General features: G+C 57.9%; 13 protein-coding genes and 3 tRNA genes. 4 read left to right on the top strand and 12 right to left on the bottom strand.

Annotated elements, in window-relative coordinates; genetic code table 11:
- Window positions 1–29 precede the first annotated feature (29 nt).
- The 8 genes from J4D28_RS18935 to J4D28_RS18900 all read right to left on the bottom strand — a co-directional run bounded on the left by J4D28_RS18935 (window position 30) and on the right by J4D28_RS18900 (window position 7205).
- On the bottom strand, window positions 30–359 hold the full coding sequence (locus J4D28_RS18935) for an HU family DNA-binding protein (RefSeq protein ID WP_020296819.1): 330 nt from the start codon (window positions 357–359) through the stop codon (window positions 30–32).
- 93 nt (window positions 360–452) lie between these two features.
- Window positions 453–2849 (bottom strand): endopeptidase La, encoded by a 2397-nt coding sequence (gene lon / locus J4D28_RS18930; protein ID WP_016701944.1) that lies wholly within the window; start codon window positions 2847–2849, stop codon window positions 453–455.
- Window positions 2850–3012: 163 nt separating this feature from the next.
- Window positions 3013–4296, bottom strand: a complete 1284-nt coding sequence (gene clpX / locus J4D28_RS18925) for an ATP-dependent Clp protease ATP-binding subunit ClpX (RefSeq protein WP_007927204.1) — start codon at window positions 4294–4296, stop codon at window positions 3013–3015.
- Window positions 4297–4402: 106 nt separating this feature from the next.
- Window positions 4403–5044, bottom strand: coding sequence for an ATP-dependent Clp endopeptidase proteolytic subunit ClpP (clpP, locus tag J4D28_RS18920; protein WP_007927205.1), 642 nt, complete (start codon window positions 5042–5044; stop codon window positions 4403–4405).
- A 93-nt stretch (window positions 5045–5137) separates the two neighbouring features.
- On the bottom strand, window positions 5138–6448 hold the full coding sequence (gene tig, locus J4D28_RS18915; protein ID WP_009049851.1) for a trigger factor: 1311 nt from the start codon (window positions 6446–6448) through the stop codon (window positions 5138–5140).
- A 423-nt stretch (window positions 6449–6871) separates the two neighbouring features.
- Window positions 6872–6956 (bottom strand) — tRNA-Leu (locus J4D28_RS18910).
- Between the two features lie 56 nt (window positions 6957–7012).
- Window positions 7013–7088, bottom strand: a tRNA-His gene (locus tag J4D28_RS18905).
- 40 nt (window positions 7089–7128) lie between these two features.
- A tRNA-Arg gene (locus tag J4D28_RS18900) sits at window positions 7129–7205 on the bottom strand.
- Between the two features lie 280 nt (window positions 7206–7485).
- Here J4D28_RS18900 and folD point away from each other — a divergent pair.
- A complete protein-coding gene (folD, locus tag J4D28_RS18895; protein ID WP_009049852.1) occupies window positions 7486–8340 on the top strand; it encodes a bifunctional methylenetetrahydrofolate dehydrogenase/methenyltetrahydrofolate cyclohydrolase FolD in 855 nt (284 codons plus the stop codon).
- A 284-nt stretch (window positions 8341–8624) separates the two neighbouring features.
- On the top strand, window positions 8625–9563 hold the full coding sequence (pbpG, locus tag J4D28_RS18890; protein WP_009049853.1) for a D-alanyl-D-alanine endopeptidase: 939 nt from the start codon (window positions 8625–8627) through the stop codon (window positions 9561–9563).
- A gap of 91 nt (window positions 9564–9654) precedes the next feature.
- Here the strand turns inward: pbpG and J4D28_RS18885 are convergent, their stop codons facing one another.
- Window positions 9655–10329 (bottom strand): PA2778 family cysteine peptidase, encoded by a 675-nt coding sequence (locus J4D28_RS18885; RefSeq protein ID WP_039968091.1) that lies wholly within the window; start codon window positions 10327–10329, stop codon window positions 9655–9657.
- Between the two features lie 222 nt (window positions 10330–10551).
- Between J4D28_RS18885 and J4D28_RS18880 the strand changes: the two genes are divergently transcribed.
- Window positions 10552–10719, top strand: a complete 168-nt coding sequence (locus J4D28_RS18880; protein ID WP_009049855.1) for a hypothetical protein — start codon at window positions 10552–10554, stop codon at window positions 10717–10719.
- A 79-nt stretch (window positions 10720–10798) separates the two neighbouring features.
- On the opposite strand, the gene J4D28_RS18875 is transcribed toward J4D28_RS18880, so the two are convergent.
- Window positions 10799–11560 carry a TerC family protein gene (locus tag J4D28_RS18875; protein ID WP_009049856.1) on the bottom strand — a complete coding sequence of 254 codons (762 nt, stop codon included), beginning with the start codon at window positions 11558–11560 and terminating at the stop codon, window positions 10799–10801.
- 31 nt (window positions 11561–11591) lie between these two features.
- Entirely contained in the window at window positions 11592–11840 is a 249-nt protein-coding gene (locus J4D28_RS18870; protein ID WP_103331408.1) for a hypothetical protein, read from the bottom strand.
- 135 nt (window positions 11841–11975) lie between these two features.
- Between J4D28_RS18870 and nhaR the strand changes: the two genes are divergently transcribed.
- Window positions 11976–12881 carry a transcriptional activator NhaR gene (nhaR, locus tag J4D28_RS18865; protein ID WP_009049858.1) on the top strand — a complete coding sequence of 302 codons (906 nt, stop codon included), beginning with the start codon at window positions 11976–11978 and terminating at the stop codon, window positions 12879–12881.
- A 6-nt stretch (window positions 12882–12887) separates the two neighbouring features.
- Here nhaR and J4D28_RS18860 read toward each other — a convergent pair whose 3' ends face one another.
- Window positions 12888–14042 carry an MFS transporter gene (locus J4D28_RS18860; protein WP_009049859.1) on the bottom strand — a complete coding sequence of 385 codons (1155 nt, stop codon included), beginning with the start codon at window positions 14040–14042 and terminating at the stop codon, window positions 12888–12890.
- Window positions 14043–14097: the final 55 nt, after the last annotated feature.

Raw genomic sequence — 14097 nt, 5'->3', positions numbered from 1 at the left:
ACCCGGGTAGGCAAAGGCTTGAAGGAAGCTTAGTTAACGGCTTCTTTCAGTGCTTTACCAGCTTTGAAACCTGGTTTTTTGGCTGCAGCGATTTCCAGCGTCTTACCGGTCTGTGGGTTACGACCAATGCGAGCAGGACGATCGGTAACAGAGAAAGTACCGAAACCAACCAGTACAACGGAGTCGCCAGCCTTAAGAGCGCCAGTGACGGATTCGATTACTGCATCCAGCGCACGGCCAGCAGCAGCTTTCGGGATATCAGCAGATGCAGCGATAGCATCAATCAGTTCCGACTTGTTCACTCTAAGTCCCCTTATATATCTATTTGAGTATGATTCTAAGTTTTTTGGTGAAAGCAAAAACCAGTGCTGAATGGCCTACAGACACTTAAGAGCCGCTTTATAACAAGGGCTCTAAAAAGCTGTCAAGGAAGCCCCCCAGGCTAATGCGTACTAATGCGTGCTAATTCTTTCCTTAGAGTCAGACTCGCGTTTTTCATCCTTTGCAACTATCTCGGGAGCCACATCCGGCAAGGGCTCCGGCGCGTATTGCAGCGCAATTTGGAGGACTTCGTCAATCCATTTAACTGGCTTAATTTGAAGATCCTGCTTGATATTGTCAGGAATTTCCTTCAAATCGCGCACATTTTCTTCTGGAATGATGACAGTCTTGATTCCACCGCGATGTGCTGCAAGAAGTTTCTCTTTCAAACCACCGATCGCCAACACTTGGCCACGCAGGGTAATTTCCCCGGTCATGGCCACATCAGCCCGTACCGGAATGCCGGTCAATGCCGAAACCAGGGCCGTGCACATGCCTACGCCAGCACTAGGGCCGTCTTTCGGGGTCGCCCCTTCCGGCATATGGATATGGGTGTCGCGCTTCTCGTGGAAGTCCAGGGGGATCCCCAGGCTCTTCGCACGGCTACGCACCACCGTCAGCGCCGCAGTGATCGATTCGACCATCACGTCACCCAGCGAACCGGTCTTGATCAACTGACCTTTGCCAGGCACCACGGCCGCTTCGATGGTCAGTAGCTCACCACCGACCTGGGTCCAGGCCAGGCCTGTTACCTGACCGATCTGATCCTGCTGCTCGGCCAGGCCATAGCGGAATTTGCGCACGCCGAGGAAATGCTCCAGCAGGTCGGAAGTGACCTTCACCGAGAAGCGTTTTTCAAGCGCATGCTCCTTGACCGCCTTGCGGCAAACCTTGGCGATCTGGCGCTCCAGCCCACGCACACCGGCTTCGCGGGTGTAGTAACGGATGATGTCGCGAATGGCTTCTTCGTCGAATTCCAGCTCGCCCTTCTTCAGGCCGTTGGCCTGAATCTGCTTGGGCGACAGGTATTTGACCGCGATGTTGATCTTCTCGTCCTCGGTGTAACCCGGCAGACGAATCACCTCCATCCGGTCCAGCAACGCTGGCGGAATATTCATCGAGTTGGAGGTGCAGAGGAACATCACATCGGAGAGGTCGTAATCGACTTCCAGATAGTGGTCGTTGAAGTTGTGGTTCTGCTCGGGGTCGAGCACTTCGAGCAATGCCGAAGCCGGATCGCCACGCATGTCGCTGCCCATCTTGTCGATTTCATCGAGCAGGAACAGCGGGTTGCGAACGCCCACTTTCGTCATCTTTTGAATCAATCTTCCTGGCATCGAACCGATGTAGGTACGACGATGGCCACGAATTTCCGCCTCATCACGCACGCCACCGAGGGCCATACGCACGAATTTACGGTTGGTGGCGTGGGCAATCGACTCCGCCAGGGAGGTTTTACCGACCCCAGGAGGCCCGACCAGGCACAGTACCGGGCCACGAATCTTCTTCACGCGCTTTTGCACGGCGAGGTATTCGAGAATCCGCTCTTTGACTTCTTCCAGGCCATAGTGATCGGCATCGAGGATATCTTCGGCGCGCGCCAGGTCCAGACGAACCTTGCTCTGCGCCTTCCACGGCACCTGAACCAGCCAGTCGATGTAGGAACGCACGACTGTGGCCTCGGCCGACATCGGCGACATTTGCTTGAGCTTGTTCAGCTCGGCCTGGGCCTTAGCCAGGGCGTCCTTTGGCAAGCCGGCGGCGTCGATGCGCTTTTTCAGCTCTTCGACTTCGTTATGACCTTCGTCACCGTCGCCCAGCTCTTTCTGAATGGCCTTCATCTGCTCATTCAGGTAGTACTCGCGCTGGCTGCGCTCCATTTGTTTCTTCACGCGACCGCGAATGCGCTTCTCGACCTGCAACAGATCGATTTCCGCATCCAGCAACGCCAGCACGTGCTCGACACGCGCCGACAGGTCGATGATTTCGAGAATTTCCTGCTTCTGCTCGATTTTCAGCGCCATGTGCGCAGCCATGGTATCTACCAGGCGGCTCGGCTCATCGATGCTGTTGAGGGACGACAGCACTTCGGCAGGGACTTTCTTGCCCAGCTGCACGTACTGCTCGAACTGGGACAACAGACTGCGGACGAAGACTTCCGACTCACGCTCAGGAGCGTCCACCTCGTCAATCAGGGCGACTTCGGCACGGCAGTGGCCATCCACTTCGCTGAAACGCTCCACAGCACCCCGCTGCTCGCCCTCGACCAGTACTTTGACGGTGCCGTCAGGCAACTTGAGCAATTGCAGAACAGTGGCAATGGTACCTACGCGATAGAGTGCATCTTCACCGGGATCATCATCAGCAGGATTTTTCTGAGCCAACAGAAGAATCTGCTTGTCGCCCGTCATCGCGGCCTCGAGGGCTTCGATAGACTTCTCGCGCCCCACGAACAGCGGGATAACCATGTGCGGATAAACCACGACATCACGCAATGGCAAGAGAGGCAATTCGATGGTTGTCTTCATGATTTCGCCTCTACGGCGGCCATAAGGCCGTAAACAGATGGAAGTAAGCTTGAAACCAAGATGGGGGCTGCCTCGAAAAAAAACAAGCTCAAAGACAGTACTTTAAAGGCAGTAAAAGCAAAGGGGCCCGAAGGCCCCTTCTGTCAAACCAGCAGTCCGGCGCTTAGGCGTCCGGGGCCGCCTTGGCAGTCGGCTCACTGTTTTCATAGATATACAGTGGCTTGGACTTACCTTCTATAACGCTTTCGTCGATCACTACTTTACTTACCTCGGACTGCGAGGGGATTTCGTACATAGTGTCGAGCAACACGCCTTCGAGAATCGAACGCAATCCGCGAGCACCAGTCTTACGCTCAAGCGCACGCTTGGCGACCGACTTGAGGGCATCGGTACGGAACTCCAGATCGACGCCTTCCATCTCGAACAACTTGGCATACTGCTTGGTCAAGGCGTTTTTCGGCTCGGTAAGGATCTGGATCAACGCTGCCTCATCCAGCTCGTCCAGGGTCGCAAGAACCGGCAGACGACCCACGAACTCCGGAATCAGGCCGAACTTGACCAGATCGTCCGGTTCGACTTCACGCAGGGATTCGCCGACCTTCTTGCCCTCTTCCTTGCTGCGTACTTCAGCATTGAAGCCGATGCCGCCGCGAGTCGAACGGTTCTGGATAACTTTTTCCAGACCCGAGAACGCACCACCGCAGATGAACAGGATGTTGCGCGTATCGACCTGCAGGAACTCTTGCTGCGGATGCTTGCGACCACCTTGAGGCGGAACGGAAGCCACAGTGCCTTCGATCAGTTTCAACAGGGCCTGCTGCACGCCTTCGCCCGAAACGTCACGGGTAATCGAAGGGTTGTCAGACTTGCGGGAAATCTTGTCGATTTCATCGATATAGACGATGCCCATTTGAGCTTTCTCTACATCGTAATCGCACTTCTGCAGCAGTTTCTGAATGATGTTCTCGACGTCCTCACCCACATAACCGGCTTCGGTCAGGGTGGTGGCGTCGGCAATGGTGAACGGTACATTCAACAGGCGCGCCAGGGTCTCTGCCAACAGAGTCTTGCCCGAACCTGTAGGGCCGATCAGCAAGATGTTGCTCTTGCCCAGTTCGACCTCGTCATTCTTTTTGTCACGTTGGTTGAGGCGCTTGTAGTGGTTGTATACCGCTACCGCCAGAACCTTTTTCGCACGTTCCTGACCAATCACATACTGATCAAGGATGCCGCTGATTTCTTTAGGCGAAGGCAATTTATGCGCGCTGCTTTCGGCCTGTGCTTCCTGCACCTCCTCACGGATGATGTCATTGCACAGGTCGACGCACTCGTCGCAGATAAAGACCGAGGGGCCGGCAATCAATTTGCGTACTTCATGCTGGCTTTTGCCACAGAAGGAGCAATAAAGCAGTTTGCCGTTGTCCTCGCCGTTGCGGGTGTCAGTCATTCGATCGATCCAAATCCGATAGGCTTGCAACACAAGATGAAGGCAATTGCGGGCTTTTTCAAGTCCGCAGGTGGCCGGTTAAACCAACCACCTACATTTGAGTTGCTTAGGCAGGCATTTGACGCTTGGTGATCACAGAGTCGATCAGGCCGTATTCAGCTGCACGCTCTGCGCTCATGAAGTTGTCGCGCTCGGTGTCGCGCTCGATGGTCTCGAGGCTCTGACCGGTGTGATGAGCCAGCAGCGAGTTCAGCCGCGAACGGATGTGCAGGATTTCCTTGGCATGGATGTCGATATCCGAAGCCTGGCCCTGGAAACCGCCCAAAGGCTGGTGAATCATCATCCGCGAGTTAGGCAGGCAGTGACGTTTGCCCGCTGCGCCACCGGCAAGCAGGAAAGCCCCCATGCTGCAGGCCTGGCCGATGCAGATGGTGGAAACGTCCGGCTTGATGAATTGCATGGTGTCGTAGATCGACATACCCGCAGTCACCGAACCACCTGGCGAGTTGATGTAGAGATGGATGTCCTTGTCCGGGTTTTCCGCTTCAAGGAAGAGCAATTGTGCCGCGACCAGGTTGGCCATGTAGTCTTCTACCGGGCCAATCAGGAAGATCACCCGCTCCTTGAGGAGGCGCGAGTAGATGTCATAGGCGCGTTCGCCACGGGCGGACTGCTCGATAACCATCGGGACCAGGCCGCCTGCGGCCTGGATGTCAGAGCTCTGCTGATAATAAGAATTGCGGGACATGTCCTGCAGTCACTCCCAAATAGTCATGTCTTGAATACGCATAAGCCAGCACGAAGGCTGGCTTATGGTGTGTATTTTCGAACGAGTAAAAAATCAGTCGGCTTGTGGTGCTTCTACCGGCTTGACCGCTTCTTCGTAAGAGACCGATTTGTCGGTCACGCTAGCTTTCTGCAGAACAGTATCCACAACTTGTTCTTCCAGCACAACCGAACGGACTTCGTTCAGTTGCTGCTCGTTCTTGTAGTACCAGGACACGACCTGCTCCGGCTCTTGGTAAGCAGAAGCCATTTCCTGGATCAGCTCACGCACGCGGGCTTCGTCAGGCTTGAGGTCGAATTGCTTGACCACTTCAGCCACGATCAGACCCAGTACGACGCGACGCTTGGCTTGTTCTTCGAACAGCTCGGCCGGCAGTTGATCAGGCTTGATGTTGCCACCGAACTGTTGAACGGCCTGAACGCGCAGACGGTTCACTTCGTTGTCCAGCAGAGCCTTAGGCACTTCGATCGGGTTGGCAGCCAGCAGGCCGTCCATTACCTGGTTCTTGACCTTGGACTTGATGGCCTGACGCAGTTCACGCTCCATGTTCTTGCGAACTTCGGCACGGAAACCTTCCAGACCGGCTTCCTTGATGCCGAATTGAGCGAAGAACTCTTCGGTCAGTTCTGGCAGCTTAGGCTCGGAAACAGTGTTGACGGTCACGGTGAACTCGGCAGCTTTGCTAGCCAGGTCCAGGTTCTGGTAGTTCTCAGGGAAAGTCAGGTTCAGAACGCGTTCTTCACCAGCTTTGGCGCCGACCAGGCCTTCTTCGAAGCCCGGGATCATGCGGCCGGAACCCAGCACCAGTTGAGTACCCTTGGCGGAACCGCCAGCGAACACTTCACCGTCGACCTTGCCGACGAAATCGATATTCAGTTGGTCTTCGTTTTGAGCGGCACGGTCGGCCACTTCAAAGCGAATGTTCTGCTTGCGCAGGATTTCCAGCATGTTGTCCAGGTCGGCATCAGCCACGTCAGCGCTCAGACGCTCAACGGCGATGGACTCGAAACCGGCAACGGTGAACTCAGGGAACACTTCGAACGTTGCAACGTATTCCAGATCCTTGCCCTTCTCCAGAACCTTTGGCTCAACCGAAGGAGCGCCAGCCGGGTTCAGCTTCTGCTCGACAACAGCTTCGTAGAAGGAAGCCTGGATCACGTCGCCCACAGCTTCTTGACGCGCATCAGCTTCATAACGCTGACGGATCACGCTCATTGGGACTTTGCCAGGACGGAAGCCTGGAATCTTGGCCTTTTGGGCAGTCTGCTGCAGACGCTTGTTGACCTGTGTCTCGATGCGCTCAGCCGGCACGGTGATGCTCATGCGGCGCTCAAGAGCAGAAGTATTTTCAACAGAAACTTGCATGGATATTCCTCGTTGCACAGACGTTAGCCGGCCGTTTCCGACCCCAGAATCAAGGGCATGCATTCTAGTGGGTCAAACTCAAGAAGTCACCCTACTGAAAACGGGTAAAAAAACAGCTGGCGATTTAAAGGCGGGGACCAACGGTTGAGCCTCGCCCTGAGAGCAAATACAGCGAATCAAACCAGGGCCTCTGCACCAACGCTTCTATATATAGAAGGAATGGCGCATCACCTCCCCGATAGCCGGACCAAACCACAGCCCGACCGGTAAACCTTCAGCATTCCAGCGACAAAAGGACGAGTGTTTCGTCGCATCCTTGGTCCACCACCTGCGACCCGCTGGAAATACAGACTTCTGAAACGAAAACGGCGCAGCCCTTTTCAGGTGCTGCGCCGTTATCTGCTATATAAATAGCTACTTAATTGGTGCGGACGAAGAGACTCGAACTCTTACACCTTGCGGCGCTGGAACCTAAATCCAGTGTGTCTACCAATTCCACCACGTCCGCGTATCAAGCTTTTAAAGCAAAGGCGCCAGACTATTAATCTGGCGCCTTTCGGAATATGGGGTGGACGATGGGGATCGAACCCACGACAACAGGAGTCACAATCCTGTGCTCTACCAACTGAGCTACGCCCACCATATTGCGTTGTTGCGTTACTTGTGCCAAAGCTGCCTAATGGCGCACCCGGCAGGACTCGAACCTGCGACCATCCGCTTAGAAGGCGGATGCTCTATCCAGCTGAGCTACGGGCGCCTTATTAATCTGTATTCTTTAATGATTACAAACTAAGTGCTTTCAGTCGTTACGAGCTAAACATCAACTCTGCCCGACCTTCTTAACCAGTGCTAGGCTGTGCCCGACAAGTGCGACGAATGTTATAGACGAGCCGTTGGGTCGTCAACTCTTTTTTGAAAAAAATTCATTTAATTAAAGGAGTTAGGGGAATTTGCAGACCAAGCGCCTTTGCCCTCACGTCCTGGCATGCGAGAATGCGTTCTCTTTTTCTCTCCCTCTCGATGGTTAATCACGCGTCATGACTGCACAACTAATCGACGGCAAAGCGATCGCCGCTAGCCTGCGCCAGCAGATCGCCAAACGTGTCGCCGAGCGTCGCCAGCAAGGCCTGCGTACTCCAGGCCTCGCGGTGATCCTGGTCGGCAGCGACCCGGCCTCTCAGGTTTATGTCTCGCACAAGCGTAAAGACTGCGAAGAGGTCGGCTTTCTTTCAAAAGCCTATGACTTGCCTACAGGCACCACTCAAGAAGAACTGGCCGGCCTGATCGACCGCCTCAACGATGACCCGAACATCGATGGCGTCCTGCTACAGCTGCCACTGCCCGAACACCTCGATGCCTCCAAACTGCTGGAACGCATCCGCCCGGATAAAGACGTGGATGGTTTCCATCCTTATAACGTCGGCCGCCTGGCCCAACGCATCCCCCTGCTGCGTCCATGCACCCCGAAAGGCATCATGACCCTGCTGGAAAGCACCGGTGCCGATCTGTACGGCATGGATGCAGTCGTGGTCGGCGCTTCCAACATCGTCGGTCGCCCGATGGCGATGGAGCTGCTGCTGGCCGGCTGCACCGTTACCGTCACCCACCGCTTCACCAAGGATCTGGCCGGCCACGTCGGGCGTGCCGATCTGGTGGTCGTGGCCGCCGGCAAGCCGGGCCTGGTCAAGGGTGAATGGATCAAGGAAGGCGCCATCGTCATCGACGTCGGCATCAACCGCCAGGAAGACGGCAAGCTGGTGGGCGATGTGGTCTACGAGACCGCCCTGCCCCGCGCTGGCTGGATCACCCCGGTACCGGGGGGCGTCGGCCCGATGACTCGTGCCTGCCTGCTGGAAAACACCTTGTACGCGGCAGAAACGCTGCACGACTGACCCTGGGAAACATCCCGGATAAAAAGAACCCCGCCATTGGCGGGGTTCTTTGTTTCTGCTCGCCGAAAACCTGGACCGAATACCCCCGCTTGCAGCGGACGATCTACTCATCAGAAAGAAGAGGATCGAACTGGTACAAATCTGGTACAGGATGAAATTTAATTTACCTGGAGCCCTTTACCTACGGGCGTGTAGCTCTTTCCTGGCACATACTCATAAAATGTAACGTTTTTCTGAAAGCAGCCCGTTGCAGAACGGCATATCCACTCCATGAGTCCGCCCGCGTGAAAATCCGTCTTTCTATCCTGAGCCTATTTTTTGCACTTACAGGCACCTTTATCACGCAGAGCGCCGTCGCTCGCGAAACCACCGAAGCGCCGCGCGATCCCTCCCAACTGCATATTGCCTCCGGCAGCGCCCTGCTGCTGGACCTGCAGACCAACAAGGTCATTTATTCCAGCAATCCCGACGTGGTCGTGCCCATCGCGTCGGTGACCAAGCTGATGACCGGTCTGATCGTACTCGACGCCAAACAACCGCTGGATGAATACATCTCCGTGGACATCAGCAACACCCCGGAAATGAAAGGTGTGTTTTCCCGGGTCAAGCTCAAGAGCGAGCTGCCGCGCAAGGAGATGCTGCTGATCGCCCTGATGTCGTCGGAAAACCGTGCCGCCGCCAGCCTCGCCCACCACTACCCGGGCGGGTATGCAGCCTTTATTGCCGCCATGAACGCCAAGGCCAAGGCACTGGGTATGACCAGCACGCACTATGTCGAGCCGACCGGCCTGTCGGTCCATAACGTGTCCACCGCACGGGACCTGAGCAAACTGTTGCTGGCGGCGCGCAAATACCCGCTGCTGAGCGAGCTGAGCACCACCAAGGAAAAGACCGTGGCGTTCCGCAAACCCAACTACACCCTGGGCTTTCGCAACACCGATCACCTGGTCAACAGGGCCAACTGGGACATCAAGCTGACCAAGACCGGCTTTACCGATGAAGCAGGCCACTGCCTGGTACTGGTGACCAGCATGAGCAACCGCCCGGTCGCCCTGGTGATTCTCGACGCCTTTGGCAAATACACGCACTTCGCCGATGCCAGCCGCATCCGCCAGTGGCTGGAAACCGGTAAAAGCGGCTCGGTACCGAATGCCGCCTTGAGCTACAAGGCCGGCAAAAACCTGAAAAGCCGTCAGAGCGGCGTCGCCCAGACTGCCGAATAGAAGCTGGCAGACCCAAAAAAAGGCCGCGGATCTGTCGATCGCGGCCCTTTCAAAGACGGCGCCCCTGGGCGCCGTCAGCGTTTCTGCAACCTCAGTTGGCGCTCAACGCCTTGGTCGCTCGTGCTGCCGCGTTCTCCTGCCCGGCCTGGGCCAACTCATCGGCCGCCCTCAGCCAACGCTGGCGATCGACCTGGGCGGGTACCTGGGTCGGCCCCTGAATCAGCACCGCCCAGTGCCCCGCACTGCTCCAGGCCGATTCGAATTTGGCAAAGTCCATCAACAGACGACGATTCATTCCCGCTCGCAGCAACACCGTCTGCTTGTGCCGGTTATAGCCCGCCAGCACGGCATAGCGAGGTTCGGCCCAGAACGCCGAGCCTTCGGTGTAACGCACCATCACCGGGTATCCCGCGGCAACCTGGGTCAGCAGCGCCGCTAAATTGTCGTCCAGCGGATAGACCACCATCCCGTACTCACGCGCCAGGGTCAGCATGTTCTGCTGCAACTTCGCCTCGGCGCCTGGCAGGTGCAACGGCTTGTCCAGTAGGCCCGGGGTGATCACGATACCTTGCTGGGACAGCATGCTGGCCAGGGTGCCCGGGCCGCTCTGATAGGTTTCGTCGCGGAAAAACGGTACGCCGTTGAGTTCCACCCGCTCGGGCAGGCGCTGAATCTCCGGCTGCACGCTGCTGGCGCAACCGGCCAGCGTCAGGGCGCAGGCGCCCGCCAACAACAGTGTTCGAAATCGCAGAAACATCCGTTCCATCATGACTCTCTTGTGCAGACGCCAAGCCAGGAGCCCCGGCCGAAACGCTGATCATAGGGCGCCACGAGGCAAGGGTATAGCGTCAAGCCGCAGTAATTTGCGCCTCATAGAGCAAACCGTTTGATGACACTCGACTATTGGTCAATGGCTTGAAACACAACCGCGACTAGACTGTCCATTGCAACGAGTGTGTGCCCCGGACAGGGCAAAAAGGAGGCATGTATGAGCCTGACAACGACAATCCTTATGCTGATCGGCGGCTGGCTGGCCGTCGCCGCTGCCATGCTCTGGGGCGTCCTGCGGATCGCTCGCCGGCACCATCATCCGCGCTTGCCGACTCCCGCCGCGAAAACCGCAAAACCGGCCCGGCATCACGCCACCGCGCACTGACTGGCGCTTTTTCTCCCACCCAATAAAAAACGGCGGCCAGTGTCCTTGAACACAGGCCGCCGTCGGTTGTTGCCGCGAATCAGGCTTCGACTTCCGCCTCCGCCGTCACGCGCTTCTGCCGGGCACGACGGGCCAGCATGTTCAGCCCCTCGATGGCCGCCGAGAAAGCCATGGCCGCGTACACATAACCTTTTGGTACATGGGCACCGAAACCTTCGGCGATCAGCGTCATGCCGATCATGATCAGGAAGCCCAGGGCCAGCATGACCACCGTCGGGTTGTCATTGATGAACTTGGCCAGAGGCTCGGCCGCCAGCAACATCACCAGTACCGACACCACCACCGCGATGATCATGATCGGCAAGTGCTCGGTCATGCCGACGGCGGTGATGATGCTGTCGATGGAGAACACCATGTCCAGCATCAGGATCTGGCCGATCGCCGCGGCGAACCCCAGGGACACGCCAGCGGTCTCGCTTTTGCTGTCCTGCGGCTCCGGGTCCATGCTGTGATGGATCTCCGTGGTGGCCTTCCACAGCAGGAACAGGCCGCCGGCAATCAGGATCATGTCCTTCCAGGAGAAGACCTGGCCGAAGATATCGATCACCGGCTCGGTCAGCTGCACGATAAAGGCGATGGTGCTGAGCAACGCCAGACGCAGGATCAGGGCCATGCCGATACCGATCCGCCGGGCCTTGGCCCGGTGTTGCTCGGGCAGCTTGTTGGTCAAGATCGAAATGAAGATCAGGTTATCGATGCCGAGCACGATTTCCATGACCACCAGGGTTGCCAGGGCGACCCAGGCGGTGGGGCTGGCGGCGAGTTGTAAAAGGTATTCCATGGCTCAGTCCTGAGTCGGGGGTATGGGGGAATCAGATTTCCTGGGACGACGAGGTGGCTTCTTTGGCCTCGTCAGCCGGCTTTTCCTGCTTGCTGATCAAACCCTGGGTCGCCTCGCTGATCGCCTGTTCGGCGGCCTTGTGCGTGTCGTCGATCGCCTGCTTGACGTTTTCCGCGGCCTTGCCCAACAGCTGCTGCGCGCTTTTTTCCGCCTGCTCGCAACCGGCAAGGGTGATCAACGACAACGCCAGCAACGATGCGGCGATGGATTTATAGGTCATTGCGCTTTCCTCGTTAGAACGGACCGGGCCGAGACGATGGCCCGTCAATAGCGAGGCATTCTATGGAAACGAACACTTCAGGAAAATTCGTATTTTTAACGGCTATACTTCGATTTTTACGAATCAAAGCCAGCCATGCTCAATTACCGTCAACTGCATTACTTCTGGGTCGTCGCCAAGACCGGCAGCATCGTCCGGGCCTGCGAGCAACTGAACCTGACCCCGCAAACCATCAGCGGGCAGATCACCCTGCTCGAACAAACCTATGGCATCGAGTTGTTTCGCCGGGTCGGCCGGCAACTGGAGTTGACCGAAGCCGGGCGCCAGACCCTGCCCTACGCCGAGCAGATGTTCCAGCTGGGCGGCGAACTGGAAGCCATGCTCCAGGCCCAGCCCAACGAGCAGCAGATCCTGTTCCGGGTCGGCGTGGCCGATGTGGTGCCCAAATCGATCGTCTATCGCCTGATCGCCCCGACCATGGAGCTGAGCGAACCGATCCGCATCACCTGCCGCGAGGACAAGCTCGAACGCCTGCTGGCCGACCTGGCCATCCAGCGCCTGGACCTGGTGATCTCCGACAGCCCCATGCCCTCACATCTTGATATCAAGGGCTACAGCCAGAAACTCGGCGAGTGCGGCATCAGCTTTTTCGCCACCGAAGAACTGGCCGAGCGCTATGGAACGAACTTCCCCCATAGCCTGCATGGCGCTCCGTTGCTGATTCCCGGGCAGGAAACTGTGGTGCGCAGCCGCCTGCTGCGCTGGCTGGCCGAGCAGCAGATACAACCCAGGATCATCGGTGAGTTCGACGACAGCGCCTTGATGCAGGCATTCGGTCAGTCGGGCAGCGGGATCTTCATCAGTCCCAGCGTGATCGCCGACGAAGTGCGACGCCAATACGGCGTGCAACTGATCGGCCAGACCGACGCGGTCAGCGAGTCGTTCTACGCCATTTCGGTCGAACGCAAGGTCAAGCACCCCGGCATCGTGGCGATCACCGAAGGCGCTCGCCGCGAGCTGTTCACCGCCATGGGCGCCTGAGGAGGATCAGGCGCAGCTGGCCTGTGGCTTGAGGGTCATCAACAGCAGGGCCAGCAGGATCGACACCAGGATAAAACCAGCGGCGGCAAACCCCAGGCTACCCAGCCCCAGGGTATCGATTACCCGGCCGCCGACCATGGCGCCCAGGCCGATCCCCAGGTTGGCCCCGGCGATATTCAACGACGCAGCAAACGCCGGCGCCTGAGGCGCGGCCTTGATCAGACGGACATGGCTGACCAGGAACAGCGCCGCCTGGGTCACGCCCCAGACACCCATGGCCGCCGCCAGGCCCAGCGGCGAGTGGATGCTCGGCACCAACGCCACCATGCCGCCGATCATCAAGGCGCAGAAACCCATGGATGCCAGCAGCGGATGACGGTCCACCGCGCGGCCGCCCAGCGAGTTGCCGATCAGCCCTACCGCGCCGAAGCCCATCAGGCACCAGCCGACCAGCGTGCCGTTGAAACCGGCCAGGCGCTCGAGGATGTCCGCCAGGTAGGTGTAGGCGGTGAACATGCCACTGAACACCAGGATCGACAGCAGCACATGCCCCTGCATCAAGGGGCTGCGCAGGATGCCGAACTGCGAGCGCAGGCTGGCCTGCTCGTTGTGCACGCGGGTCTGCGGCAGGTAGACATACAGCAGCAGCGCCTTGGCAAACGCCACCAGCGCCAGGATGCCGAACGCACTGCGCCAGCCGAAGGCATCGGAAATCAGCGTGCCCACCGGAATACCGAACACCGTGGCGCAGACAATACCGAAGCCGATCTTGGCGATGGCCCGTCCGGCGTAGTCGGGGCCGACGATATCCACCGCGGTTTCGCTGGCCAGGGCCCAGAACACCGGCAAGCCCAGCGCCGGGATCAGCCGCGCCACCGCCATCACCCAGATATTCGGCGCCAGCGCCGCCAGGGTATTGGCCAGGCCGAACATCACCAGTACCGAGATGAACAGGCGCTTGCGCTGGAAACGGGCGAAATAGGCCGTCAGGAACGGCCCGAACGCCGCCACGGTGAAGGCGAACAAGGTCACCAGCAGGCCGGCCTGCGGCACGCTGACCGCAAGATCCCGGGCAATCGAAGGCAGCAGGCCGACAATGATGAACTCCGTCGTCAGCACGGTAAAACCGGCGGCTGACAACAGCAGAATGGGCAACAGCATGGAAAACTCCGGAAACGACGACATCAGCGATGGCCTGGGGGCCCGCTGACTGGAG

The organism is Pseudomonas sp. GW531-T4 (genome assembly GCF_017349615.1).
Classification (GTDB): Bacteria; Pseudomonadota; Gammaproteobacteria; order Pseudomonadales; family Pseudomonadaceae; genus Aquipseudomonas; species Aquipseudomonas chlororaphis_I.
This window is presented reverse-complemented; position numbering and strand designations above follow the sequence as displayed.